Consider the following 25,814-nt stretch of genomic DNA (forward strand, 5'->3'; position numbering starts at 1 on the left):
CATGATACCTTCTTTCTTATTCGTGAACTTTCGCACCGTGCAGATATTTCACAAATTCAGGACTGCTATGATCAACAATTTCACTATGTCCCAAATCCATCGCTGCAATCTTATTCATATCTTCCTGTGATAATTCAAAATCCCATATATTAAGATTCTCTACGATACGATTCTGATGTACGGACTTAGGAATAATTACAACTCCTCTTTGTGTATTCCAGCGTAAAACTACCTGCGCGACTGATTTTCCATACTTCTCAGCCATCTCAGTAAGCATTGGATTTGTAAATATGCCATGTTTTCCTTCTGCAAGCGGACCCCATGCCTGAGGCTGAACACCGAATTCTTTCATAGTCGCCAAAGCATTCTCCTGCTGGAAAAATGGATGAAGCTCAACCTGATTGACTGCCGGTATTACCTTCGCAGTCAAACAAAGATCTGCCAGTCTTTCCGGATAAAAATTACATACTCCGATTGCCTTTATCTTTCCTTCTTTATACAGTTCTTCCATTGCACGCCATGCTCCGTAATAATCACCCAGCGGCTGATGTATCAAATATAAATCCAGATATTCGAGCCCCAGCTTATCAAGTGAAGTCTGGAATGCTTTCTTTGCCTCTTCATACCCTGCATCCTGTACCCATAATTTTGTAGTGATAAAAAGTTCTTCTCTTGGCACACCACATCTCTTAATTGCTGCCCCTACTGCTTCTTCATTAAAATAAGCTGCTGCTGTATCAATCAATCTATATCCTGCTTGAATTGCATCAGCAACTGCCTGTTCGCATTGTGCCGGATCTGGTACCTGAAATACTCCGAATCCTTCCATTGGCATCTTGATTCCATTATTTAATGTTGTAAATTCCATTCTTCTACCTCCAAATTGTTTTTTAAGTGACAAATCGTTTCTTATTTTTGTATTATAAGTGACGTTTCGTTTCTTGTCAAGCATATTTCTTTATGTTATACTAAAATCAGATAGTGCACACAAATTGGAGGAAAAACAGATGGCTGAATTTATCAGAGCCCGCAGCAACGAGCAAAAACAACTACGCATGAGCGAAATCATGAAAGCGACAGACCAGCTTTTTCATGACCATACATATCACGCTATTACATTAACCACGATTGCGGAAGCCTTGGGGTGGTCACGCGGCAATTTATATAAGTATGTAACAACAAAGGAAGAAATATTCCTGGAGCTATATCTGGAAAAGCAGAACAACTATTTTTCCGACATAGTATCCTCTTTCGCAGATAAAGACGATTTAACCGATGAAGAGTTTGCCCATTTATGGACCGGCATTCTGGATAGGCATCATGACTATTTGCGGTATTACGGAATCCTTGCCACCATAATCGAAACCAACGTTACTGTAGAACGATTGGCTGAGTTCAAGAAAACCGTTCTCTCCGGCTTTCATCCAGTCATACAAATTTTAATGAAACATTGTCCTGGTATATCAGGCGATGACGCTGCTACTCTTTATTGGACTTTGCTGTTTCACGCCTGTGGACTAAATAACAGTTGCCATGTCAGTCCGCTTGTTGCAGAAGCAATGAAACTAGCTGGCTTACCAGAATTGAAAATTGACTTTTTCCAGAATTTCCGTAATTTCATGCTTATGTGCCTGGGGCACTACAAATAAATCCCAATAAGTCAGACCTGAAAAACCTGACTTATTGGGGTTCACTTCATAAATTTTGTCTCTTTAGTCTCTAATATAGATAATCAGGCTCTAAAAGGCGCATCAGCTCTGTATCATGGTTATATACCAGTTCGGATTGTGTATCCAGCAGCATAGTCGCTCCATTTTCCCTTGTATACGGTTCCCAATCAGGAAGTCCATCCGCTCCCGGAATGCCACTTCGTGCAAAGTTAATCCATGCCTGGCTGATTTGCTCACTTAGCTTTCCGCTCTGGTGTGCAAACACATAAGGGATTTCCGCTCCATGATATGCACCCATAAGACCATCATCATAGGTAAATACATAGGCGTACACCGGAGCACCACCTTGATCTGCCTTATGTGACATGATCTTCAGCATAGGCAGACGGATAAAAGCATCTACATCTTCCGCCTCATCCCGATCCTCATTCGGATATGCCGCTGCAAATGCATTCATTTGTTCGTCAGTAAAATCAATGTTTCGTGCTCCTGCGCTCATTCCTGTCCATTCATTCAGATTGCTTCCAATCAGAAGCGGTATATCTTTTCCCATTTCTGCGAAGGAATCTTCTGTAACAGGATTCGTTGGCATAAAATCACCGTCTATGACCGGTCCCCATTCCATTCCGTAATCGTCGCTTAAGGGTGCCGGAATCTGAAATTCCACTCCCGTTTCCAATAAAGCACTGCTTGCTGCATCCTGCAGTTCCTTATTGGGAACCGTCTGCAGCGCCTCTATGTTATCAGCTGAAATACCAAGGTTTTTCAGGATATTCTCAGTCAGTCTCTGGCTTTCCTCCCTGGTGCTGAAGGTCACGCCCATCATCTCTGTGGCTCCGCTTTGTACGATTCCCTTATGGAACAGGCCTTCTGCATGCGGAGATGTCATGAGTGACAGCACCTTGGCTCCACCTCCCGATTGTCCAAAGACAGTCACATTTTCCGGATCGCCTCCAAAGCTTTCGATATTTTCCTGTATCCATTCAAGAGCCATCACAATATCCATCATTCCGACATTAGAAGAATACTTATATTTTTCCCCGTAAGCAGAAAGATCCAGATACCCATATGTATTTAGTCTGTGATTGACTCCTACCACAACGGCATCTCCACTTTTACTGAGCGCTGTTCCGTCATTTGCGGCATCATTAGCAGAACCCATGGAGAATCCTCCTCCATGCAGCCACACCATGACAGGACGTTTTTCTCCGTCATTGATACCCGGTGTCCACACATTAAGGTTCTGACAGTTATTATCTGTTCCATCTGTATCATTGTTTACCGGCATGCCAAGAATCGCTCCCTGTGGGGATATTTTTCCATACTGGTCTGCGTCCAGCACTCCTTCCCACGGGGTCGCCTTTTCTGCCGGTACGAACCGCTCCGCCGCCTCAGCATAAGGAATCCCATGGTAGGTATAGATTCCATCGCTGATATATCCCCTGACACTTCCTGCCCCTGTTTCGACAATCGCATCATCTGTCACATCCCCGATCTCGACTCTGGGAGCTGCAAACTGGCTGCGGAAATACAGAAATATCCCCGCTCCGGCAATAATGACTATTCCAATGATAACTGCAAGCACAATTAAAATGCGTTTTACAACCTTACTCTTCGTCTTTTTATTCTTTGTCTTCTTTTCTTCCATGAACCACAGAACCTCCAAATTATTATCGTTTAGGCTGATTATCAAAATCTATTGTAACTATTCATGACTACGTCCTTCATAGTCATCGATGTGCACACAAATTGCAAAAATCACAATTTGGCGTATCTCCTTAATTCCAAAACCACAAAAGGCCATTATAGGTGTATTCCATCGCCGCGCGACCGTCGTGCGAATATCCGTCCTTAATACGAAATGCGACATTTCCAGATTCCTCACTGTCGGTCGAAATGAAATTCCCGCTTGACATACCAAGCATTCCTTCAAGCTGTCTTGTGAAATGTCCACATTCAAAATCATCCGTTCCTGTAATCGCATAGATGAAGAAATCGACTGGGCTGTGACCAGAAGCGGTGACTGCCGCATCCACATCATCGCCCTCATAATCCATGGCGCCGCTCATGGGCAGGAAATATCGGAATTCATCCAGACAATTCACAAAGGTATACCATGTGGTAACAGATCCCATAGAAAATCCACCAAATGCGCGGTGGTCTCTGGAATTCTGAATATCCTCCGGCGATGTGCTCGCCGCATAGGTCGAATAGGCTCCTTCCACAGCAGGAATCAAGTCATTTACCAGTTCATTGTGATAATTGACAGTCAGCGTATAAAATGCCAGCGTGTAGTCTGCACTGTCCCTCGGGCTTTCATTATTGTAAGTAGGACATACAATGATAAGCGGCTCTGCCTCTCCATTCTCTATTGCGTGATCAATGACATTCTTAAAGGAATTCGGATTTTCCAGTGTGCCAAGAGTTGTTGTTTCATTACCCCAGCCGCCATGCATCAGATAGAAAACGTTGTACTTTTTATCTTCCGAGTATCCGTATGGCAGGTATACGATTGCCCGTTTTGTAAGCTTCTTACTTTTTTGTTCATATGTTTTCGATTCATAGGTATTGTAGGTTAGCTCCACCAGGGTCCCCTGCTGATCTGCAGCCTGGTAATACTCCTCCGGAATAGTCTTAAGTTCCGCAGGAACTGGACGCTCACCACCACTTCCCGTGTTCCTTCCAGCATCTATCACCTGCCCAGTTTCTTCCAGTCCGGTCTCACTGCCTGCATCATCCTGTGCGTCAGAGACCGAAGTAACATCTGATGATTTCTGGCCGCTGCATGCCCCTAGCAGACCAACAAGAAACAGCGACACTGCTATAATTCTAAGTACCCTTTTTGTCCGCATTCTCCATTCCTCCTCCTCAGTCCATCTGGTTTTCCCAGAATCTGACCGCATGATCTATCCATCCTTCTGCAACCGTCCCTTCGCCAAGCCCGAATCCGTGGGGCAAACCGTCGAAAATCTCAATCTCCGCATCTGTTCCATTTGCCTTGATCTGATTTATATGACTTTCCATTGTTCGAAAGCTTGCAATGCCATCGCTGGTACCCACACATGCATAGGTCGGCGGCTCATTTCCGTAGACCTCGGAAAGTCCCGTATATTGCATGATGACCGCTCCGGGTCCCGGGTACTCCGCTTCTCCAAAGGCTGCGGTTCCGAATGCTCCAAGCCAGGCTGCCATCCTCGCACCTGCTGATCCTCCCCACAGGGAATAATCCGCCGTGTCGACCTCAAGTTCATCCGCATGTTCGTGGATGAAAGCAATCGCTCTTGCAAGATCCTCGCAGGCAGTCTCAGCTCCCGGCCGGTAAATCAGTGCGAATGCATGATATCCCTTTTTTGATAATTCCAATGCGTGCGGAAAGCTGTCATGCATTGCTCCTACATATGCAAAACCGCCACCGGCATTCACAATGGCAAATTTCTCACCCGGATTTCCCCGAAAAAAGAAAAGTCCGGTATTTTCCTTAGCGGGATCAGCGGCTTTCTCTTCCTCCGTATAGATGTCGTAAAAAATCTGTTCCCCGGAATCCGCTCTGGTTTTCATATAATTTACGATTTCGACTGTCCGCTCTGGCTTCACATAGTTGTACCAGGTCAAGATTCTATCGACTTCATTCAGAGTTATACCCTTGTCAATCGTCTTGTCGGCAGGGAAAATCAGCCTCCCATAGCCTTCAAAGGCAGGATCATCCATGACATCCCATACTTTTGTGTCCACAGTGTATTTAAACTCTGTGTTATCCCCTGCTGCATCTGTGGATATAACGGAATCCGCTGTTGTTTCGGAATTGTTTTCTTTCAATTCATCATATCCTTCTTCAATAGTTTCACTGTCTCCTCCTGGTGAAGAAACCTTCTCATCCGCCGTGTTTCTGGCGCATCCTGCAAGCAGGGCAATGGACATCAAAAAAATAAAAAGAACCCTTCTGCACTTCCTATCATGCATACTGCTGCCTCCTTCCGTGTTCTCCGAACAGCTCACCCCCTCACTAAATTTGCTAACTTAGCTTAATACTAAATTGTGAGAAGATTGTGAGAAAATAAGTAGATTTATATGATGATACCAGGGTCAAAAGGTCATGTGTTTCATGCTTCCATGAAAAAACATGGCTTGGGGACCCGCAAAACATGAGAAAGCAGCCCGAACAGGGCGGATTTCGAATGTTTTTAGGATTGTGGGAGCACAAAGTGCGTAACAATCCGCAGGTATGAGGGGGTAAAATACCTTTTGACCCCAACATTATATGATAGTTATTATATGAGCAGAAAAGCAGGTGATGATATTTCGCCTGCTTTTTAACATTTACTTAATTTCCCCAGCAGTTTTTCTATTTCCCTGCTCTTTTTTCCATATCTGAACCAATTGGATATCGTTCACCAATAACTTTTATGTTTGATAATGCACCGTTTAATCGAACCAGTTCTTCTTCCGTAAATTCAACATCGACTGCTCCTGCATTTTCTACCAGACGAAAGCTTTTAGTTGTCCCCGGTATCGGTACAATCCATGGTTTTTGCGCAAGAACCCATGCTAATGAAATCTGTGCAGGTGTTGCTTCTTTATTTACTGCAATATCACGAATCAGATTTACAAGTACCTGATTCGCATCCATGCTTTCCGATGAAAATCTTGGAACCTTGCTTCTGAAATCGGACTCTGCAAATTTAGTATTCTTATCAAATGCTCCTGTCAGAAATCCTTTCCCAAGCGGTGCAAATGGCATAAAGCCTATTCCGTCTTCTTCTAAGACAGGAAAAAGAACCTCTTCTGGCTGTCTCCACATCATGGAATATTCACTTTCCACTGCTGACAGCGGGCACACAGCATGTGCCTTTTTAATCGTCTCTACACCCGCTTCTGAAAGCCCCCAGTTTCTGATTTTTCCTTCCTCCATCAGTTCTTTCATTGTTCCAGCCACTTCTTCAATCGGAACAGAGGTATCTACACGATGCAGATAATATAAATCCACAAAATCTGTCTGCAATCTTTTCAACGAACCTTCTATGGATTTTCTGATCACTTCCGGCCTTCCATCAAGCACCTGCTTTCCATCTGCTATCTTAATTCCACATTTTGTACTGATCACAACCTGATTTCTAAATTGTCTAACTGCCTCTCCGAGCAATTCTTCATTTGCAAATGGGCCATAGACTTCAGCTGTATCAAATAGTGTGATACCTAAATCATAAGCCTTCTGTATCAATAAAATCATTTCTTTTTTATCAGGAATAGTACCATAACCATAACTCATTCCCATGCAGCCTAATCCAATAGCAGATACTTCTAATCCATTGTTACCTAATTTTCTTTTTCTCATATCCGGCCTCCTAATCTTACTACTTTTTCGTTATTCAAAACATTCCTCTAAAATCTGAAGGATTTCCTCATGTGTCATTTTTTTATAGCTCCCCATTGAAATGTTACAGGACTTTGCAACCGGTTTTAGGATTTCTTTATCCATAATTCCAAGTCCTTTAAGTGTTGTAGGCAGACCGATTTCCTTAATAAAATCAGCCAAAGCCTCAACCCCCTCTCTCGCAAGTTTATCTTCTGTCTTTCCTTCCACATTAATATCCCATACATTTTTCGCAAAGCGAACGAACTTTGGAAGACCATACATGTAAATATGCCGATAATATACCGGACTGATGACTGCCAGTCCCTGTCCGTGATTACAGTCCGTAAAAGCGCCAAGCTGATGTTCGATCTGGTGGGCTTCAAAATCCATTTTCTTTCCTAATTTTATAATTCTGTTTTCAGCCATGGTAGAAGCCCACAAAAGATTGCTTCTTGATACATAATCATTTGGATTTTCTATTGAAGCACGTAAATTACGGATTACGCTTTTCATAAGCGCTTCTGAAATGTCATCGGATACATTATCCTCATTCGGTTCACTAAAATAGATTTCCATGATATGGCTTAAAATATCAAATCCACCCGATATCATCTGACTTTTCGGAACACTATAGGTGTATTCCGGATCCAGCAGGGCGAATTTTGGGTTGCATTTCGGGTAATCCCTGCCAGTCTTTATTTTCAGTTTTTCATTTGTAATGACTGCACCGCCATTCATTTCACTTCCCGTTCCAGCAACGGTAACGATGACTCCAAGAGGCAATGGTTCAAAATCAATGACTCCCTTTTTTGCCCAAAAGCTGTCCCAGATATCTTCTTTTGAAACAGCCGCAAGGGATACTGCCTTACAGCAATCCATTACCGATCCGCCACCGATCCCAATGATTACATCCACATGATTATCTATAGCCAAAGCAGCACCTTCCAAGACTTTTTCATAAGTTGGATTTGGCATGATTCCAGTGAATTCAATCACATTTTTTCCTTCGTCTGTTAATATCCCTATCACTTCATCATAAATTCCATTTTTCTTAATGGAGCCTCTACCATATGCAATCATGACATTATTCCCATACTTATTAACTTCACTTGCCAGATATTCTTTCACACAGCCTTTTCCAAAATACGCTTTTGTTGCATTCTCAAAAATAAAATTATTCATTTACAACACCTCCCATAATTGCATTCTCCTATTGCCTGTTATTCTTATTTTATTTTCAGAAAAAAATTATACAGTTTTCATAAAACCCTATGAATCATTATAAGTTGACTAATTCATCAAGAGAAGTTTCAATTTGTTTTTCAGTATAAACCTATTGCTTATAACCCAAAAAAATCCACAGAGCTTATACTCTGTGGAAGAAATATTGTGTCTTACTTATTTTCCAGTCCCATCACCTGGGCGACAGCATTTAAAAATAACTGAACCTGTCTGGATGGATTTGGTGAATGCAGTAGGCCAAATGGTATTTTGTACTCCCATTCCACTGGTAGTATTTTCAGTAATGGATGTACATTTTCCCAATTGCCAATTGCCATCAGAATATAATTATCCCTCTCGCATTGATTAAATACATTCATATCATAAAAATTAAAATCTATCACATGAATTTGGGGATAATGTTCCCAGATATCATCCCGCAACAAATCAACATAGCTGTTCCACCCTCGACGGATAAGCATCAGATTTTCACCAAACAAATCACTCATTTCTAACTTTTCTTTATCCGCCAATCTATGATGAATCGATACTGCACAACGAATCGGTTCCCTGGAGAGTTCCAACGCAGCACATTCTCTCTGTTTTAAAAAATCCTTTTCAAACACGCCTGCTACTATGTCAATATTCTGCCCAAGATTTTTAAGTATTTCTCTTGCATTTTCTGGCGTATTTTCAAATGGAACCAGCTGAAATTTCAAATCCAGATATTTTTCGTGGATTTTTGGCCAGAGTCCTATTAAAAATTGGCTGGGCGTCATGAGCGATGTGCCAATACGGATAACATTTTCACTTTGATCCATAGCATTTCTTGCGCGTACCAATGAATCTTTCGAATATTGAATCATATATTTCGCATCCTGATAAAGTGATTTTCCTGCTTCAGTCAGGATAAGTCCTCTGTGTGTTCGGATAAACAGCTGTAATTCCAGACCCGATTCCAAAAGATTAATCTGTTTAATTACAGCTGTAGGTGAAATATATAAATTTTGAGCAGCTTTTGAAAAACTCCCTGCATGTACCACCTCGATAAACGTATCTAATTGCCTATTGTACATATGGCACCTCCATTCTCTATGTATTAATAATGAATTTCGCTAAATACCATTATACTCCAATTAAATAGGAATATCATCTGCTGTATGCTTCAATGCAATAGAGTTTTTCTTTCTAAGAGTAAAATGCAAATCTCCTGATTGATTGATATTTATTTAAATCTGTATTTATTTCTTTAGTACTTAATTACTTAAGTACTTATTTGTATTGGATTATCCAATCACGGTTTTCCCGGTATCGGCTTTTCCTGTTCCGGCTGTTCCTGTTCATGCTTTTCCCGTTCAGGGTCTTCCAATTCTAACTGTTCCTCGCCCGATAAACCCGGAATCTCTAAGATTGTATATTCTGCTATAGCTAGCTGACCATTGCCGTTTCTCTTCTGCTCTCGAATCAGATACCCCTGCTTCTCCAATTCACCCAAAGTTGTACGAATCCCATCAACTCCCTCTTTGCAAATGGCCGCCAAGCCTCTTATAGAATAATCCCAATCGTCCGGCAGGCTCAGCATAAGAGAAAGGAGTCCTTTCGCCTTAAGCGACAGATTTCTATTCCTTAAATGCTGGTTTGCCATCACCGTAAAATTTTTTATTTTTTTAACTCTGATAACTGCCATAAAACTATTCCCCCTTTTCATAAGCAAGATCAGTAATGGTTCTATTTCTTAACTGTTCAGAACTCTTGTCTCGCAAGGTGTTTTTATGCGGAATTTGCATAAAAACCCGAGACATGCGTGCGCCAAATTGCTGATTTTGCAATTTGTGTGCATCATCTGCGACTATGAAGGACGTAGTCCTGAACAGTTACTCTATTTCAACACATTATTTTCCCGGTTTCCTATCGCCACTGTATCTTCTTCGCGGTAACCCAGGGCGATATGTTGCCATGTCATTTATCGAAGCACCATCCTGCTTTCTTTTTATCTGTTGAATTATTTCTGTTGAATTATTTCTTTTAAACCTTTTATGAAATTGTCCAAAATAGCCCTTGCCAGATACGCAGAATGTATATACATCTGCCACCGGTTAGGGGAGACCCCTAATACCCCTTCTTCCGCACCATCCTGCTGCTTTTCATGCCAGATTTGCTCCGTGGTATCAATTTTTCATACCAAATCGGTCCTCTGACATTAACTCTTCATACCACGTGGTCTTCTGGCTGCACGATCTGTTTCTTCTGTTTTCAAAATCGCGTTTTCCTGTCCTTCACGGTATTACTTTTTCATACCATATGATACAGATGGTATGAAAAAGTAATACCTTAATCTAAACATTAAAATGGGGTTAATTTCCCCCAACGAGAAAAGCTGCCCTTTCGGCAGCTTTTCATTCATCGCAGCGGTTCCTATCTACATCTTTTATTCTGGTACTCCTGCTCTTGCAAAAATAAGAAATACTCTGGCAAACAGGCTAAATGCTGGTATGGTTTTTCAACTTATATTTTTGAGAACACCTCCAATAATATGCATAAAAATAAAATTATTATGTTCTTATTTCTTGATGTTGCTCAAACAGGCTATTTTGCTGGCATTTTCAATGTTTTTTTTATTAATCCATACCCAGATTCATACCCAAACAGTACCCAGAACAGGACGATTTCTAGCAGTTTTTAACGGTTTGAAACGGTAAATACACCTAAATATTCATTTTTCCGTATCAAGAAAATACAAACGCAAAAGTGCCGCAAACCCTTGATTTACTTAGGTTTACGGCACTTCTAAATGTCATATTTTCAGTTGTAAAAATATGGAGCTGAGGGGAATCGAACCCCTGTCCGAAAGCCCATCCATTAAAACTTCTCCCACTACAGTCATTATTTTAACATTCCCTCTGCTTACCGCCTAATGACAGGCTTTAAGTTTTAGTAGCTTCATGAATTCTTCCATTCCCTCAAAGCTTTGGAAACGAAGTGCCTCACATCATTTGATGCCGAGCTCTTAAACTGTGAGTGGTTTAAGTTCGACAGCTGCCGCTAGGCAGCGTACGCTAAATTTTCGTCTGCGTTTATGTTTATTTTCCGGATTGGTGACGCGGACCCAGACCGCGAGTGGCTACTTTAATTTCAAAACCCCCGTCGAAACCAGTACAACCCCGAACATGTTCGGTTGAGTGGTATACAGACGCGTATAGACATATTATATACTAAATACTGACGCATTGCAATGGCAGGCATACCCATTTTCTTTTATTTTTCAAGCCTTTTTTCAAGCCATTTTTCAAGTTCGTTACAAAGCCAGTTACGAAGCCAGTTTTGCGCTGTTCACCGGAAGGCTCTGCAAGCCTCGCAAGCCTCATACAGCCTGTCTGATCCGCCATGCTTCCCCATTCATTCAGGCAGGCTGTATTTTTATCACAGCCTGCCTGGCATATGTTTCAGCACGATCAGGAACTGCCGGGATGCCATTCCGCATGGGCCTTCCGCATTACCTCCCGAACTCCCCCAGCCCATCATCTAGTACAGGTTTTTCACCTTAAAGTCTTTCTCAGCTTCCCTTCGCTGATCTTTCTTCGCGATGTCCTGGCGCTTGTCATAGAGCTTCTTGCCTCGTGCAAGGCCTATCTCCAGCTTGATCAGGCTTCCTTTCAGGTAAACCTGCAGAGGCACGATGGTGTACCCCTTGGCCGCCATCTGCCCTGCTATCTTGTTGATTTCGTATTTGTGCAGGAGGAGCTTCCTGACCCTCAGCGGATCCTTGTTGAAGATATTTCCTTTTTCGTAGGGGCTGATGTGCATGTTGTAGATGTACAGCTCCCCATTTTCCACGCGGATGAAGGACTCCTTGATGCTGCATTTTCCCATTCTGAGGGATTTTACTTCTGTTCCATGAAGCACGATGCCCGCTTCAAAGGTGTCTTCTATAAAGTAATCAAATCTTGCCTTTTTGTTGTTTGCGATTAGTTTTATGCTTTCTTTTGCCACTGTTATCCTCTTCTTCCCCTTCTTCCCGGGCCATTTCAAAATCAATTGTGCGCTGCAGCTTGTCGGCTCCGGTGACTTCTATTTTTACTTTCTGTCCAAGTTTATATGATTTGTGATTGCGTTCCCCGACCATTTCATAGGACTTCTCGTCGTAGTTGTAATAGTCGTCCCTGAGAGATGTGACGTGGACCATGCCTTCAATTGTATTCGGAAGTTCCACGTAGATTCCCCAGTTTGTGATTCCTGATATGACTCCTTCGAACACTTCCCCAATATGGGTTTCCATAAACTCCACTTTCTTGAGCTTGTTTGTCTCGCGCTCAGCTTCTTCAGCCCTTCTCTCGGTCTCGCTGGCATGCTTTGCGACTTCCGGCAGTATGGCCTCATAATGCTGCAGGCGCTTTTCGCTCATTTTTCCGCGGAGGGTCTCCTTTATGATCCTGTGGATCTGCAGATCCGGATACCTTCTGATCGGGGACGTGAAATGGCAGTAATATTTGGTTGCCAGGCCGAAATGTCCTGTGCTGACCGTTGTATATTTTGCCTGTTTCATTGATCTCAGGGTCAGCCTGCTGATCAGCGGCTCTTCCGGCGTATCTTCAATCTGAACCAGCAGCTTCTGAAGCTCCTTCGGATGGATCTCGTCCTTTGTGATTTTTATGGAGTAGCCGAAGTTGTTGATGAACATGCCCAGCTGCTGTATCCTCTCTGGATCAGGATTGTCGTGGGTCCTGTAGACGAAAGGCATCTCCTGCCAGAAGAAATCCTGGGCTACGGTCTCATTGGCGATCAGCATGAAATCCTCTATGATCTTTGTAGCCGAATTTCTCTCATAGGCCTTTACTTCGATCGGACGGCCTTCCGCATCCAGTACGATTTTGCTTTCCGGGAAATCAAAATCGATGGATCCTCTCTTGCGTCTCTTTTCCCTGAGAATCCTGGCCAGCTCCTCCATAAGATCGAACATGGGAACCAGGGGTTCATATTCCTGCAGCTCTTCGCTGTCCCTGTCTTCCACTATCTTTTTGACGCTGGTATATGTCATCCTCCGGTCCACGTTTATGACAGTCTCGGCTATCTTGTGGCCCGTCACTGTGCCTTTTTCATCTATCGTCATGATGCAGCTGAGTGCAAGCCGGTCTACGCCCTGGTTGAGGGAACAGATTCCGTTCGACAGCGTATGTGGGAGCATTGGGATGACCCTGTCCACCAGATAGACGCTTGTCCCCCTGTTGAGAGCTTCCACATCAAGGGCGCTTTTTTCCTGCACATAGTTTGTCACGTCTGCTATATGGACGCCCAGGGTGTAGGTGTTGTTTTCCTTTGAAATCGTAATGGCATCATCCAGATCCTTTGCATCCTCGCCGTCGATCGTGACGGTAGGCCAGTCCCTGATATCCATCCTGCCGGCCATATCTGCGGTGCTGACCTCGCCCGGGGCGTTCTCAGCCTGGTTCATGACCTTCTCAGGGAATTCAGTCGGCAGCTCATAACCGCGGACTATGGACATGATGTCTGTCCCCGGATCGTTGATATGCCCTATGATCTCCCTGACCTTGCCCTCAGGCTTCTTGGTACTGCTTCCGAAGTCTGTGATCTCCACGACCACCTTGTGTCCCGTTACGGCACCTTTAGAGCGCTCAAGGGGGACAAATATGTCCCTGGCAAATTTCAGGTTGTCCGTTACGACAAAACCGAAATTCTTATTTCTCTGGAATGTCCCCACAACCTCGTTCATTCCATGGGAAAGGATCTTCACAACAGTGCCTTCCTGCCGCTTGCCGCCCTTCGCCGGAGTGATCGCCACCTGCACCGTATCCTTGTGAAGTGCGCCGTTAGATGCGGATTCAGGAATGAAGACGTCCTCATCCATTCCTTCAATGGTCACAAAACCGAATCCCTTGGGATGGCCTTCATAAACGCCTGAAAGTACAACGCCCTCTGCTTTGGTGAATTTCCCTTTTTTTGATACCTCTATTTTGCCTTCTGCAAGCAGGGCATCCAGGACAAGCCTCAGATCATTCCTGTCCTCTTTCGGAATCTGCAGCAGCATGGCAATCTCCTTGATTTTCATAGGAACGTATGCTTCATCGCAAATTATGTCATATATTACTTTCTTTCTGCCTTCAAATAAATCTTCTATCATTCCACACACTCCCTTTTCTCCGTATTTTGGACGGAGACCGTTTATCTATTGAATCTATTACCATTATGAAATAATTATACTCAATTTTGAGAAAAAAAAACACTCTTTTAACAAGAGTGTTCATAATCTTAAAAATTAATGTTTAAAATTGCAGCTAAAACGATAAAAGCAATTGCAAGAAACTTTGTAGATTTTGCAAGAGCACCTTCCATTGAACGACCCTTGTTCTTTCCCCAATAAGATTCTGCAGCTCCGCTGATCGCGCCGAGTCCTGCCGACTTACCTTCCTGCATTAAAACGATTACTGTTAAAGCGATACAAACTAAAATAAAAACAACTGTAAGTATGATTCTTAAAATATCCACTGTTAGCACCTCCCGTAGTTAAACAATATTAAGTTTAACATATACCGCCAAGGTTTTCAACATCTTTTTGCAATTATCCCCAACTATCTTTTTTCAGAACATTCCATTATGTTCTTGCAATTTGGGAATAGGTGGATTTATAATATAAAAGATATGTATATCTAAACCTTAAGGAGGAATTCAAATGAAACAGGTAGATAAAACAATGATTATCGGCGATATTTTAAGAATAGATCAGGGTGTTATTCCTATTCTGCTCCAGTCCGGAATGCACTGCCTTGGATGCCCATCATCCCAGATGGAATCTTTAGCGGACGCATGCATGGTTCACGGAATCAGCGCTGATGATCTGATTACAGAATTAAACAACTATCTTGCAACTTTAGAAGACTAATTGAAATTCAAAAAAGCTCCCGTCATGGTTTATTGCCATTCACGGGAGCTTTTTTTGCGGCGTTTTACGCCTGCTCAGTCTTCCACATCCTCAGGAAGGGACTCTGTCTCTGTCTCTAGTTTAAAAATAATCTGATGTCATCTTCCACTGTTCCGATTCCTGCGATTCCAAAGGTATCAACTAACACTTTGGCCACGTTCGGTGAAAGGAATGCCGGAAGTGTTGGTCCTAAATGGATGTTCTTCACTCCTAAGTGCAAGAGCGCGAGAAGTACGATAACGGCCTTCTGCTCATACCATGCGATGTTATAAGCGATCGGAAGTTCGTTGATGTCGTCAAGACCGAACACCTCTTTCAGCTTCAGCGCGATCAGGGCAAGGGAGTAGGAATCGTTGCACTGTCCTGCATCAAGCACTCTCGGGATTCCGCCGATGTCGCCAAGGTCAAGCTTATTGTATTTGTATTTTGCACAGCCGGCAGTAAGGATCACCGTATCTTTTGGAAGTGCAGCTGCGAAGTCAGTGTAGTAGTTTCTTGATTTCTGGCGTCCGTCACATCCTGCCATTACGAAGAACTTCTTGATTGCGCCTGATTTTACGGCTTCAACTACAGGGCCTGCAAGCTCGAATACCTGGTTGTGTGCAAATCCGCCGATGATTTCGCCTTCTTCGATCTGTACAGGAGGTTCGCATTTTTTAGCCATATCAATGATTGCCGAGAAATCCTTCTTTCCTTCTGCATCCTTTTCAATATGGGCGCATCCTGCAAATCCTGCAGCACCTGTGGTGAACATTCTTCCCTTGTAGGAATCCTTCGGAGGCACGATGCAGTTCGTGGTCATGAGGATCGGTCCGTTGAAACTTTCAAACTCTTCTTTCTGCTTCCACCATGCATTTCCATAGTTTCCGAAGAAATTGCTGAATTTCTTGAATGCAGGGTAGTAATGTGCCGGAAGCATTTCTGAATGGGTATATACGTCCACGCCTGTTCCCTGGGTCTGTTCCAGAAGCTGTTCCAGATCCTTCAGGTCATGTCCTGAAATCAGGATTCCAGGGTTTTTCCCAGTACCGATGTTTACTTTCGTGATTTCCGGATTTCCGTAAGTTCCTGTATTTGCCTCGTCTAAAAGAGCCATTCCTGAAACGCCGAACTTGCCTGTTTCAAGTGTCAGGGCAACAAGCTCGTCTGCGCTTAAGCTGTCATCCAGAGTCGCCGCCAGTGCCTTCTGAACAAATGCATTGATTTCTGCATTGTCGCGTCCAAGTTCATTTGCATGCTTTACATAAGCAGCAAGGCCTTTCAGCCCGTAAATGATAAGTTCCCTTAAGCTTCTGACGTCTTCGTTTTCTGTTGCAAGAACGCCCACGACTGCAGCTTTCCTGTCCATTTCTGCCCTGTCGTCAGAGCTCCACAATGCCGCTGCACTGAGTTTTGAAGTATCTTTGATTCCGGCAACGAGGTCGTTTTTGATTTTAAGCGTCTCCGCTACCCTTGCATAAAAAATTTCATCATCGAAGTTTGCATTCGTGATTGTTGTGAAGAGGTTTGTCGTAATATAATGGTCCGTCTCAGGTGAAACTGTTTCTCCCTGATCCCTGAGTGCTGTGGTGACCGCGCTCAGACCTTTCGTAACATAAATTAATAAATCCTGTACTCTCGCAAGTTCTGGTGATTTTCCGCACACGCCTGCTTTTGTGCATCCTGTGCATCCTGCTGTCTCCTGACACTGATAACAAAACATTGTATTTTCCATGATCATTCTCCTTTTCGCTCTCGCTTGGTTGATGAGTTAAGTATAGTATATTTTGCGGCACCCATTTGTAGCTATGGCAACATTTTGTGAGAATGTGCTGGAAACATACATATTTTACATCATTTCCTCATTATGATCGCTTTTGCAGATTAACGACTGCTATTTTGCAAATATTCTGTTGGCACTCCGCTCCTGTCAGTTCAAAAAAAACAGATGCGGCATCTGCCGCATCTGTTATAAGCCATTCTATACATCAAGTTTAAGCTGGATCTCTTCCTCTGCTTCAGCCTTGAAATCTTCCACCTTCTCCTGCTGGATGATCGGAAGCTCCTCGACTGACTGGACTCCGAAGCTCCTTAGGAACTCCTCTGTCGTTGCAAAAAGGATCGGCCTTCCCGGTGCGTCGAGCCTTCCCACTTCGCATATGAGGTTGTACTCCACCAGCTTGTTGACTGCATGGTCGCATTTTACGCCACGGATCTTTTCTATCTCCAGCTTCGTAATAGGCTGCTTGTAGGCCACGATTGACAGCGTCTCAAGCAGTACATCGGTAAGCACGTGCTTATGGGGCTGCTTCGCGATTTTGATTATATATTCGTACATTTCAGTCTTTGTGCACATCTGAAATGAATTTTCCAGTTCTATGATCCTGATGCCTCTGTCCTGGGCATTATATTTATCCATCATATTGTGTATGATCTTTCGCGTCGTTTCTATGTCGTGCTCGATCACCGCTGCAATTTTCTCTATTTCCACCGAATTTCCCATTGCAAAAAGCACGGCTTCGATAACGGCTTCCAGTTTCTGTATTTCCAATTGTTTTCCTCGCTTTTCAAGTAAATTGCCAGACCTGAAGATTTCCCGCTTCTATGCCGCTTTCACTGCGGTTATAAGGATATCGTCAAAGGTATATTCCTGTGAGATGTTTATCTTTCCGATTTTCATCAGCTCAAGGACCGCCAGGAAGGTGACGATGATCTCCATTTTTCCGCACTGTCTTTCCAGCAGCTGCCTGAAGCTGAATTCTCCATTCTCATTTGCATAGGCTTCAATGTATCCGATTTTATCCGTCAGGCTGACTTCCTCTTTTTCAATCCTGCCGAACTTGCTCCTTACGGGATCGATCCTGTCAGACTGCTTCCTGATGATCGACTTGAAGATTGCATGGAGCCTCGTGAGGGTAATGCCGTCAAGAAGAGCTTCCAGGTCTACAGGTTCCGTGTAGTTCATGACCTCGGCAGGGATTGTGGACTGCTTGTACATGGATTTCCCCGCATCAACCAGCCTGTCCTTCAGCTCAAATGACATGTACTTGTACATCTTGTACTCAAGAAGCTGTTCGATCAGCTCCTGTCTCGGATCCTCTTCCTCTCCGTCTTCGTTGATTTCCCTCGGAAGAAGCATCCTGGATTTGATGTCGATGAGCGTCGCTGCCATCACAAGGAATTCGCTCATGATGTCAAGATCCTGACGCTCGATATCCTGGATGTATTCCAGATACTGCTTCGTAATCTCCACAATCGGTATATCGTATATATTGACTTTATTCTTCTCTATCAGATGCAGCAGAAGGTCCAGAGGTCCTTCAAACGCCTGCAGCTTTACAGGTATTCCCATATTATTCTACATTCCTTTGCCTGTTTTGACAGTCTCAACAATTACTATTTTACTACAAAACAAATTAATTTCAAGCCTTACCCTTCAAAGTCACAAGAACCAGTTCCGCAGGATTGTTGAACCTGATGTTGATGGTATGCGTCCCGAGCCCCCTGCTGAGGATCATTTTGTGGCGATCCTTCTCAAACAGGCCTCCGTCATATTCAGGAAACAGCCTGACCTGCGGGGATGCCACTCCTCCGATAAAAGGAAGCCTTGCTATTCCACCGTGGATATGGCCTGCAAATACCAGATCGGCGCCCCAGTCTGCATATTCCCTGAAGTAGCACGGATTATGCGCAATCAGTATCGTATATCTGTCATCTTTACGGCCAATAAGGCTTTCGATGTATCCCTGCTCCATCGGCTCGTCATGAAACCTTTTATAGTATTTTTTATCGATCTCAATCCCCCAGATATCAACAGGCGTATTTCCAAGCATGATGGTCTCTCTCCTGTTTTCCAGGACATGGATTCCCATAGCCTTGATCCGCTCCATATAATCCTCGTACATGGTCCCGTATTTTTCCGGGTATATGCGCAGCCTGTATTCATGGTTGCCTATTCCGTAGTAGACCGGGTATCTCTGAGACAGATTTGCCAGAAGGTCCAGCGGCACCGTGAACTCCCGTCCTGGCTTTGCCACCAGAAGGTCTCCTGCGGCTATGATGATATCAGGCTCTGCACGGTCTATGGCCTTTATGAGCCTTGCATTCCCCTTGCCATAGGATCGGTTATGGAGATCTGCAAGCACGATTATCTTCACATCTTTTTCATTCTTGCTGAATTCGGATCCATGTACCGTATACTTCCTCACCCTGAAAATTCTGGTTTCTATGAGTATGTCCGCTATGATCAGTGCTGCAATTACAGCTGCGGCCGCGATTATATATTCTGGCATTTGGTCTTCCTTCCCTTATATCTATACCTTATATCTATACCTTATATCTATACCATATGGCTTGTCTCAACCAGCACGCACTTCTGCACCACATCGAGGTCATATTTTTTTGCCTCCTGCAGAATCTCAAAACTTACTGTCCCTGGCTGCAGCCATATGGTCCTGATATTTTTTTCTGCACAGTCTTTGATATATCCCAGACCGATCTTAGGATTTACCACAAAAACTGCAACCTCTACGCCATCCGGAATATCACACACATTGTTATAAAGGCTGCATCCGCATGCCTCGCAGTATTTTGGCGATATGCCGTAGACTTCGGCTCCAATATCCCTGAGCCTCTTGAATATCTTATACCCGTATTTATCCTGATCTGTAGTAACTCCGATTACTGCCCACTTTTTTGTGCTTTCCGCAAGTTTTACTGCCATTATCCATCCACCTCGCAACTTTCTGATCGTTCTTCCGTATCTGCAAATATAACGTTCTTCGCGCATAAAATGAAATCTACTAAATAATAGATGACTGCTGCACGGGCAAACAGTATGCCTGCTCCTTTCGGATAAGCCGTTGCAATCTTCTCTACGGCGCCCTGAAGGAATAAAAAGAGTACCAGGGTATAGACCCCCCAGGCGATGGAGCTCTCAAGACACAGGATTCCCTTGTAATTGAAGGGCTTCTCATTGTAATCCCACCATACTTCTCCAAATAATCTGATCATGATCCTTGCGGTCAGATATTCGATTGCCGTGGCAATGATAGCTCCGCATGCATACAGCAATATATAGTTTCCTTCCAGCGGGCTGAGCAGAAAATAAACCGTAATCGCCCCTGCGCCATAGATCGGACAGAAAGGTCCCCTGACGAATCCTCTGTTTGTCAGCTTCCTGCTGCAGACCGACATATATGCCGATTCAATCGCCCATCCAAGAATACTGTAAATAATAAACCACTGCACTATATAATATATTTCGTTTCCCAAAATCTGATAATTCCACATATCATATCCTCCCCGCATCGTCTATCCTGTTTTGGCTGTTCAATAGCTTTTGTCATTGCAACTTCCGCCGCACGGCCGAAAAGCTATATCTAGTAGATGATTTTATCATAAAATGGTTTTTCTTTCCACCTGAAAATAAAATAACGCGCTGCATCCAGGCGAAATGTTTTCTTTCTTATAAAAAAATTCGTCTGATGAGACAAAAAACATCCCTTCCAGGCCACGATGACCGCAGAGGGATGTTCTTCAATTTTTATATTTGCCGCTAACTGCTGCCGGCTGTCCTGCCTGTCAGCGCAGGTCAGGGTTCAGCCTAAAGGACTGCCAGGATTGCAAAATTCAACATAAACAGCCCTGTTGCAACCCATATGACAGGATGTACTTCTTTTATCTTGCCCTTGCATACTTTGACGAGGCAGTACGCAGCGAATCCAAATGCGATTCCATAGGAGATGCTGTAGCAGAGTCCCATGAAAATCGAAGCGAAGAATGCTGGAACCGCTTCTTCAAGATCGTTCCATTCAACTTCCTTAAAGGATGACATCATCATGATGCCGACTACGATCAATGCAGGCGCTGTAGCCTGTGCAGGCACGATACCGATGATAGGCGCCAGGAACATGCTCAAAAGGAAGAACACGGCTGTTACTACTGAAGTGAGCCCGGTTCTGCCGCCGGCTCCGATTCCTGCTGCACTTTCCACATAGGTGGTGGTATTCGAGGTACCGAATATTGCGCCAACTGAGGTCGCTACTGAATCTGCAAAAAGTGCCTTGTCCATTTTTGATTTGAGGCCTGAACCTGATTCGAGAGCATTCTCATCTTCCGCACTGAAGATTCCCGCACGGCGGCCGGTTCCGATGAAGGTTCCGATTGTATCGAATGTATCCGAAAGGCTGAATGCAAAAATCGTCATAAGCACAAGCGGTATTTTGGCACTGTCGCTGAATAAGGAAAGGAGACCCTTGCTTCCGAATGCAACAAATAATGTCTGCTTTAATTCACCGAAGGATGTTGCCAGGCCTGTAGTTGTTCCAACCGCTGCCAGATCAACGATTCCCATCGGGATTCCAACCAGGGTTGTGGCAACGATGCCGATGATGATCGCTCCCTTGACCTGCATGATCAGGAGTGCAATCGTAATTACGATTCCGATAAGCGCAAGGATTACGCCGGCACTGTTAAACGTTACAAGGCCCGGTACAGCGCTGCTGCTTGCTACAACTGTTCCATTTTCTCCAAACTGCATATAAGTTCCCGGATCGGATGTAAAGCTAAGCAGTCCCGCATTCTTGATTCCGATGTAGGCTATGAATATGCCGATACCGCCGCTGATGGCATGCTGGATGCTTTCAGGGATCGACTTGATTATCATTTTACGTATTTTGGTTATGGTGATCAGAACATTGATCATACCGCAGAGGAACACCATAGCGAGCGCCTGCTGCCAGGAAAAGCCCAGGGCTCCACATACTGTATAGGTGAAAAATGCATTGAGTCCCATTCCAGGTGCCTGTGCATATGGCACGTTTGCAAAAAGCCCCATAACAAGGGTGCCTGCAACAGATGCGAAAATTGTAGCCAGGAATACGGCTCCTGTAGGCATTCCTGTAATGCCGAGCATCTGAGGGTTTACAAAAATAATGTAAGCCATTGCGAAAAACGTGGTGATTCCGGCAACGACTTCGGTTCCGACATTGGTACCGTGTTCTTTCAGTTTAAAAAATTTCTCCATAAAAAAAACTCCTTTTCCTTTTATTTTGAGATACTGTCCCAATACAACCGAAAAAGCAAACCGAGGTCTGCTTTTTCAATCCATGCATTATTTTAATCCTTTTGTTGACATTTTTCAACTGCTGTCTAAAAAACTTTTTTTCCTGCCATCGGATCGTAACTGTTCACAGCGCGAACAGCAAAATCAAATTATCTGTCCCACTTGTCAGTCAGCGAATTGATCTGGCTCGTGAATTTTGCGAGATCCTTGTTGGTTCCCCCCTCATTGTGCCTGATGACACGCATGAGACGCTCTCCAGCCTCCACAAGATGGTCGAATACGGTAACTGCCCTCTTTCTTGCAGGGAGCATGATCTGTTCGATCTGGACAGGTATTCCTTCTTTGATCAGGACATCCGCTGCCAGGTCATATTCCGTTCCGCTGTAAGGAGCCATGGTATCATATCCGTACTCGTCCCGGAGCAGCTCAGCAAACGAAGTACATACCGCATCCTCTCCATGAACTATAAAGACCTTTTTGGGTTTTTCCTTAAACTGGTTTATCCAGTATATCAGGCCGTCTTTATCGGCATGGCCGCTTATTCCGTTCAGTTTCCTGATTTCTGCGTTCACCTTTATGGGTTCACCGAACAGTTTGACTTCAGCGGCTCCGTCAACAATAATTCTTCCAAGGGTTCCCCCTGCCTGGAATCCGACAAACAGTATGGTGCTCTCCTCTCTCCACAGGTTGTGCTTCAGATGGTGCCTGATCCGGCCCGCCTCGCACATGCCGCTGGCAGAGATTATGATTTTAGGATTCTTATCAAAGTTTATGGCTCGTGATTCATCAGCAGAGATGGTCGTCTTCAGTCCCGGAAAAGAAAGAGGATTTATCCCTTTATTTAACAGCTCAAGCGCCTCGTCATCATAGTAGCCCCTTACATTGTTGCTGAATATCTGGGTAGCTTCATTTGCAAGTGGACTGTCCACGTAAACCGTAAAGTCCCCGTATCCAACGACCCGCTTTTCTTCTTTGATCTTTCTGATGAAATACAAAAGCTCCTGGGTTCGTCCGACGGCAAAGGATGGTATTACAACGTTTCCGCCGCGGTCAAAGGTATTCTGGATGATCTCGCTGAGTTCGGTGACAAAATCCTGCCTTTCCTCATGATTCCGGTCGCCGTATGTGGACTCCATGACTACATAATCAGCCTCATCCACATACTGCGGTTCTTTTATGATTGGCTGGTCCTTGTTCCCAATATCTCCCGAAAACACGATTTTCCTGGTTATGCCGTTTTCCGTCAGCCATATTTCTATGCTTGATGAACCAAGCAGGTGGCCGACGTCAGTGAAACGGATCCTGACTCCATCAAAAATGTCCTCTATCACATGGTATTCATGAGACCGGAAAAGACCGATCGCTCCAAGCGCATCATCCATATTATAGAGGGGTTCAACTTCAGGTTTTCCGGCACGTTTTCCCTTTTTGTTCTTCCATTCCGCTTCAAACATCTGTATGTGGGCCGAATCCTGGAGCATGATGTTGCACAGTGCGGAAGTCGCACCTGTGGCATGAATTTCTCCACGGAAGCCCTTCGCATACAGAAGCGGGAGTTTTCCGGAATGGTCGATATGGGCATGTGTCAGAAACACAGCATCCACATCTTCTGCATCGATTGCGAGGGTCTGGTTGACGAAAATATTCGCACCCTGCTCCATACCGCAATCGATGAGGATATGCTTTCCGCACGCCTCGAGGTAAAAGCTGCTGCCTGTAACTTCATGTGTAGCTCCTAAAAATGTAAGCTTCATAAAACTACCTCCTTGTTGTCGACATGACCTAGTCGAAAATATTATGCAAAAAGCCCCTGTCAATTATAACCTTGTTAAACTGACAGGGAGCTGTTTTTCAATATTGCATCCCTTCAAAAAAACTGTCCGCCTTGCGGCCGGGCCATTCAATATCTATTCCCACGGGATATCCGAGTGTTCGATTTTCTTATCGCGGAGCATGAGCTCCTTAACTGCCTCATCTGCAGGTTTTCCTTCAAAAAGCACTTTGTTGACCTGTTCGATAATCGGCAGCTGGATATCATATTTCTTTGAAAGTCCCATGGCCGCCTTTGCGGAAAATACGCCCTCGACTACCATCTTGACTTCCTTCATCGCTTCTTCCATGGAGTAGCCCTTGCCAATCAGGATTCCGGCACGCCTGTTCCTGCTGTGCATGCTGGCGCAGGTCACAATAAGGTCGCCCATTCCTGAAAGGCCGTAAAAGGTCTCCCTTTTTCCGCCCATTGCAATTCCAAGCCTGCTGATTTCAGCCATTCCCCTTGTAATGAGGGCTGCTTTCGTATTGTCGCCATAACCGAGTCCGTCCGCAATCCCTGCAGCCAGGGCTATGACATTCTTGAGTGCACCGCCCAATTCTATACCAAGAATATCAGGGCTGGTGTATACGCGGAAAGCTTCATTCATGAACGTATTCTGTATATATTCCGCAACCCTCTGGGTTCTTGCACCCACAACGCAGGTCGTCGGAATGCCCCTTCCGACCTCCTCAGCATGGCTTGGGCCTGAAAGCACTGCCACGTCTGCCTGCGGTATCTCCTCTTCAATAATGTCGCTGAGCGTAAATAAAGTCTTCTCCTCTATCCCTTTCGCAACATTAACGATAATCTGCCCCTCTTTTACATAGGGTGCCATCAGCCTGGCCGTGCTTCTTGTAAAGGTTGAAGGTACTGCAAGCACCATAAGGTCTTTTCCTTCAATCGCCTCTTCCAGATTTCCGGTGATCTTCATCTCCATTGGAAGCCTGACACCAGGGAGCTTGTCCTTGTGTTCCCTTTCCTCATCAAGCATCTTTACCTCAGACTCCACAATCGACCATATGGTCACCTGATGTCCGTTATTGTGTAAAAGTAATGCTAGTGCTGTTCCCCAGCTGCCCGCTCCGATTACGCTTACATTTGCCATATGAATGACACCTCATTTCCTGATTTTTCTATTTCTTCCTGCTGAATGAAAGCTTGTTTTCAGTTCCAGCCCTGAGTCTGGAAATATTCGCCCTGTGCTTATAAAATGCAAGGCCTGTCAGCACTGCCCCAATTGTATAAAGCTCATAGAGATGGGGCTGGCTCATCCGCCCCAGGTATCCCATCTGTCCCATTATGATCATTTCCACCAGGAAGCCGCCTATCATGATCAGTGACCCGAGAGACACATATCTTGTCTTTGCAACCGTAATCACAAAGGTCAGAAATCCCAGCAGGGCCAGAACCCAGTTGAATGACAGGATAATGCCTCCTGTCGCTGCAATTCCCTTGCCTCCCCTGAATTTCAGGTAAAAAGGATAATTGTGTCCGAGTACCGCTCCAAAACCGGCGTAGAATCCGAGAAGCGGAAGCATGTCCGGATGTGATTCACCGAAAATCATTCTTGCCGCAACAACTGCAAAAATCGTTTTAAACAGATCTCCAAGAAAGGTGATCAACCCTGCCTTGGGTCCTAAAGTTCTGAGTGCATTGGTTGTGCCTGCATTGCCGCTTCCGAAATCCCTTATATCAATGTGCTGCAGCCTTCCATAAATATAACCCGTCTGGAATAAACCAAATGCATATCCTATTGCCAAACAAACTATACGTTCCAT

General features: G+C 44.3%; 23 protein-coding genes and 1 other RNA gene. 2 read left to right on the top strand and 22 right to left on the bottom strand.

The features are described 5' to 3' along the window. Positions 1–16: 16 nt before the first annotated feature. A complete protein-coding gene (locus tag BJR36_RS02590; RefSeq protein ID WP_091229637.1) occupies positions 17–868 on the bottom strand; it encodes an aldo/keto reductase in 852 nt (283 codons plus the stop codon). Between the two features lie 139 nt (positions 869–1,007). Here BJR36_RS02590 and BJR36_RS02595 point away from each other — a divergent pair, with 139 nt between their 5' ends. Continuing rightward, entirely contained in the window at positions 1,008–1,649 is a 642-nt protein-coding gene (locus tag BJR36_RS02595) for a TetR/AcrR family transcriptional regulator (RefSeq protein WP_091229640.1), read from the top strand. A gap of 70 nt (positions 1,650–1,719) precedes the next feature. Here BJR36_RS02595 and BJR36_RS02600 read toward each other — a convergent pair whose 3' ends face one another. The 11 genes from BJR36_RS02600 to secG all read right to left on the bottom strand — a co-directional run bounded on the left by BJR36_RS02600 (position 1,720) and on the right by secG (position 14,745). Beyond that, a complete protein-coding gene (locus BJR36_RS02600; RefSeq protein ID WP_091229642.1) occupies positions 1,720–3,318 on the bottom strand; it encodes a carboxylesterase/lipase family protein in 1,599 nt (532 codons plus the stop codon). A gap of 130 nt (positions 3,319–3,448) precedes the next feature. Continuing rightward, complete coding sequence (locus BJR36_RS02605) at positions 3,449–4,522, bottom strand: alpha/beta hydrolase (RefSeq protein ID WP_091229644.1); 1,074 nt, start codon at positions 4,520–4,522, stop codon at positions 3,449–3,451. A 16-nt stretch (positions 4,523–4,538) separates the two neighbouring features. Next, a complete protein-coding gene (locus BJR36_RS02610; RefSeq protein ID WP_330387791.1) occupies positions 4,539–5,630 on the bottom strand; it encodes an alpha/beta hydrolase in 1,092 nt (363 codons plus the stop codon). 382 nt (positions 5,631–6,012) lie between these two features. Further along, a complete protein-coding gene (locus tag BJR36_RS02615) occupies positions 6,013–7,002 on the bottom strand; it encodes an aldo/keto reductase (protein ID WP_091229647.1) in 990 nt (329 codons plus the stop codon). A 30-nt stretch (positions 7,003–7,032) separates the two neighbouring features. Then, positions 7,033–8,205: an iron-containing alcohol dehydrogenase gene (locus BJR36_RS02620; RefSeq protein WP_091229649.1), complete on the bottom strand. Its 1,173-nt coding sequence runs from the start codon at positions 8,203–8,205 to the stop codon at positions 7,033–7,035. 212 nt (positions 8,206–8,417) lie between these two features. Further along, complete coding sequence (locus BJR36_RS02625; protein WP_091229652.1) at positions 8,418–9,320, bottom strand: LysR family transcriptional regulator; 903 nt, start codon at positions 9,318–9,320, stop codon at positions 8,418–8,420. 218 nt (positions 9,321–9,538) lie between these two features. Next, entirely contained in the window at positions 9,539–9,931 is a 393-nt protein-coding gene (locus tag BJR36_RS02630) for a helix-turn-helix domain-containing protein (RefSeq protein WP_091229654.1), read from the bottom strand. 1,127 nt (positions 9,932–11,058) lie between these two features. Then, positions 11,059–11,407: a transfer-messenger RNA gene (gene ssrA / locus BJR36_RS02635) on the bottom strand. A 359-nt stretch (positions 11,408–11,766) separates the two neighbouring features. Beyond that, positions 11,767–12,234 (bottom strand): SsrA-binding protein SmpB, encoded by a 468-nt coding sequence (gene smpB / locus BJR36_RS02640; protein ID WP_091229657.1) that lies wholly within the window; start codon positions 12,232–12,234, stop codon positions 11,767–11,769. Continuing rightward, on the bottom strand, positions 12,182–14,380 hold the full coding sequence (rnr, locus tag BJR36_RS02645; RefSeq protein WP_091229659.1) for a ribonuclease R: 2,199 nt from the start codon (positions 14,378–14,380) through the stop codon (positions 12,182–12,184). Before rnr ends, smpB begins: the two co-directional genes overlap by 53 nt. Positions 14,381–14,508: 128 nt before the next feature. After that, a complete protein-coding gene (secG, locus tag BJR36_RS02650) occupies positions 14,509–14,745 on the bottom strand; it encodes a preprotein translocase subunit SecG (RefSeq protein WP_091229660.1) in 237 nt (78 codons plus the stop codon). Positions 14,746–14,929: 184 nt separating this feature from the next. Between secG and BJR36_RS02655 the strand changes: the two genes are divergently transcribed. Continuing rightward, on the top strand, positions 14,930–15,139 hold the full coding sequence (locus tag BJR36_RS02655) for a DUF1858 domain-containing protein (RefSeq protein WP_091229663.1): 210 nt from the start codon (positions 14,930–14,932) through the stop codon (positions 15,137–15,139). Between the two features lie 115 nt (positions 15,140–15,254). On the opposite strand, the gene hcp is transcribed toward BJR36_RS02655, so the two are convergent. The 10 genes from hcp to plsY all read right to left on the bottom strand — a co-directional run bounded on the left by hcp (position 15,255) and on the right by plsY (position 25,814). After that, positions 15,255–16,892 carry a hydroxylamine reductase gene (gene hcp / locus BJR36_RS02660; protein WP_091229665.1) on the bottom strand — a complete coding sequence of 546 codons (1,638 nt, stop codon included), beginning with the start codon at positions 16,890–16,892 and terminating at the stop codon, positions 15,255–15,257. 246 nt (positions 16,893–17,138) lie between these two features. Next, positions 17,139–17,708 (bottom strand): SMC-Scp complex subunit ScpB, encoded by a 570-nt coding sequence (gene scpB, locus BJR36_RS02665; RefSeq protein ID WP_091229668.1) that lies wholly within the window; start codon positions 17,706–17,708, stop codon positions 17,139–17,141. 51 nt (positions 17,709–17,759) lie between these two features. After that, positions 17,760–18,509: a segregation and condensation protein A gene (locus BJR36_RS02670; RefSeq protein WP_091229671.1), complete on the bottom strand. Its 750-nt coding sequence runs from the start codon at positions 18,507–18,509 to the stop codon at positions 17,760–17,762. 70 nt (positions 18,510–18,579) lie between these two features. Further along, entirely contained in the window at positions 18,580–19,449 is an 870-nt protein-coding gene (locus BJR36_RS02675; RefSeq protein ID WP_091229672.1) for a metallophosphoesterase, read from the bottom strand. 47 nt (positions 19,450–19,496) lie between these two features. After that, positions 19,497–19,880: a CoA-binding protein gene (locus tag BJR36_RS02680; RefSeq protein WP_169823569.1), complete on the bottom strand. Its 384-nt coding sequence runs from the start codon at positions 19,878–19,880 to the stop codon at positions 19,497–19,499. Beyond that, the gene (locus BJR36_RS02685) at positions 19,880–20,449 is read right to left on the bottom strand and encodes a putative ABC transporter permease (protein WP_091229678.1); all 570 of its coding nucleotides are present in this window, start codon (positions 20,447–20,449) and stop codon (positions 19,880–19,882) included. Before BJR36_RS02685 ends, BJR36_RS02680 begins: the two co-directional genes overlap by 1 nt. A gap of 313 nt (positions 20,450–20,762) precedes the next feature. Further along, positions 20,763–22,184, bottom strand: coding sequence for an NCS2 family permease (locus tag BJR36_RS02690; protein ID WP_091229680.1), 1,422 nt, complete (start codon positions 22,182–22,184; stop codon positions 20,763–20,765). A gap of 188 nt (positions 22,185–22,372) precedes the next feature. Further along, complete coding sequence (locus tag BJR36_RS02695; protein WP_091229683.1) at positions 22,373–23,977, bottom strand: MBL fold metallo-hydrolase RNA specificity domain-containing protein; 1,605 nt, start codon at positions 23,975–23,977, stop codon at positions 22,373–22,375. A 153-nt stretch (positions 23,978–24,130) separates the two neighbouring features. Further along, positions 24,131–25,141: an NAD(P)H-dependent glycerol-3-phosphate dehydrogenase gene (locus tag BJR36_RS02700; protein ID WP_091229686.1), complete on the bottom strand. Its 1,011-nt coding sequence runs from the start codon at positions 25,139–25,141 to the stop codon at positions 24,131–24,133. Positions 25,142–25,169: 28 nt separating this feature from the next. Beyond that, positions 25,170–25,814, bottom strand: a complete 645-nt coding sequence (plsY, locus tag BJR36_RS02705) for a glycerol-3-phosphate 1-O-acyltransferase PlsY (protein ID WP_091229689.1) — start codon at positions 25,812–25,814, stop codon at positions 25,170–25,172.

The sequence above is a fragment of the Anaerobium acetethylicum genome, assembly GCF_900096945.1.
Classification (GTDB): Bacteria; Bacillota; Clostridia; order Lachnospirales; family Lachnospiraceae; genus Anaerobium; species Anaerobium acetethylicum.

Excerpts from the sequence above, each read along its gene's own strand:
- BJR36_RS02610 (WP_330387791.1), bottom strand. The coding sequence starts at position 5,630 with ATGCATGATAGGAAGTGCAGAAGGGTTCTTTTTATTTTTTTGATGTCC.
- BJR36_RS02600 (WP_091229642.1), bottom strand. The coding sequence starts at position 3,318 with ATGGAAGAAAAGAAGACAAAGAATAAAAAGACGAAGAGTAAGGTTGTA.
- BJR36_RS02700 (WP_091229686.1), bottom strand. The coding sequence starts at position 25,141 with ATGGCAAATGTAAGCGTAATCGGAGCGGGCAGCTGGGGAACAGCACTA.
- hcp (WP_091229665.1), bottom strand. The coding sequence starts at position 16,892 with ATGGAAAATACAATGTTTTGTTATCAGTGTCAGGAGACAGCAGGATGC.
- plsY (WP_091229689.1), bottom strand. The coding sequence starts at position 25,814 with ATGGAACGTATAGTTTGTTTGGCAATAGGATATGCATTTGGTTTATTC.
- BJR36_RS02670 (WP_091229671.1), bottom strand. The coding sequence starts at position 18,509 with ATGGGAATACCTGTAAAGCTGCAGGCGTTTGAAGGACCTCTGGACCTT.
- BJR36_RS02675 (WP_091229672.1), bottom strand. The coding sequence starts at position 19,449 with ATGCCAGAATATATAATCGCGGCCGCAGCTGTAATTGCAGCACTGATC.
- BJR36_RS02680 (WP_169823569.1), bottom strand. The coding sequence starts at position 19,880 with ATGGCAGTAAAACTTGCGGAAAGCACAAAAAAGTGGGCAGTAATCGGA.
- BJR36_RS02655 (WP_091229663.1), top strand. The coding sequence starts at position 14,930 with ATGAAACAGGTAGATAAAACAATGATTATCGGCGATATTTTAAGAATA.
- BJR36_RS02690 (WP_091229680.1), bottom strand. The coding sequence starts at position 22,184 with ATGGAGAAATTTTTTAAACTGAAAGAACACGGTACCAATGTCGGAACC.
- BJR36_RS02615 (WP_091229647.1), bottom strand. The coding sequence starts at position 7,002 with ATGAGAAAAAGAAAATTAGGTAACAATGGATTAGAAGTATCTGCTATT.
- BJR36_RS02625 (WP_091229652.1), bottom strand. The coding sequence starts at position 9,320 with ATGTACAATAGGCAATTAGATACGTTTATCGAGGTGGTACATGCAGGG.
- BJR36_RS02685 (WP_091229678.1), bottom strand. The coding sequence starts at position 20,449 with ATGTGGAATTATCAGATTTTGGGAAACGAAATATATTATATAGTGCAG.
- BJR36_RS02620 (WP_091229649.1), bottom strand. The coding sequence starts at position 8,205 with ATGAATAATTTTATTTTTGAGAATGCAACAAAAGCGTATTTTGGAAAA.
- BJR36_RS02595 (WP_091229640.1), top strand. The coding sequence starts at position 1,008 with ATGGCTGAATTTATCAGAGCCCGCAGCAACGAGCAAAAACAACTACGC.
- BJR36_RS02695 (WP_091229683.1), bottom strand. The coding sequence starts at position 23,977 with ATGAAGCTTACATTTTTAGGAGCTACACATGAAGTTACAGGCAGCAGC.
- BJR36_RS02630 (WP_091229654.1), bottom strand. The coding sequence starts at position 9,931 with ATGGCAGTTATCAGAGTTAAAAAAATAAAAAATTTTACGGTGATGGCA.
- rnr (WP_091229659.1), bottom strand. The coding sequence starts at position 14,380 with ATGATAGAAGATTTATTTGAAGGCAGAAAGAAAGTAATATATGACATA.
- BJR36_RS02605 (WP_091229644.1), bottom strand. The coding sequence starts at position 4,522 with ATGCGGACAAAAAGGGTACTTAGAATTATAGCAGTGTCGCTGTTTCTT.
- BJR36_RS02590 (WP_091229637.1), bottom strand. The coding sequence starts at position 868 with ATGGAATTTACAACATTAAATAATGGAATCAAGATGCCAATGGAAGGA.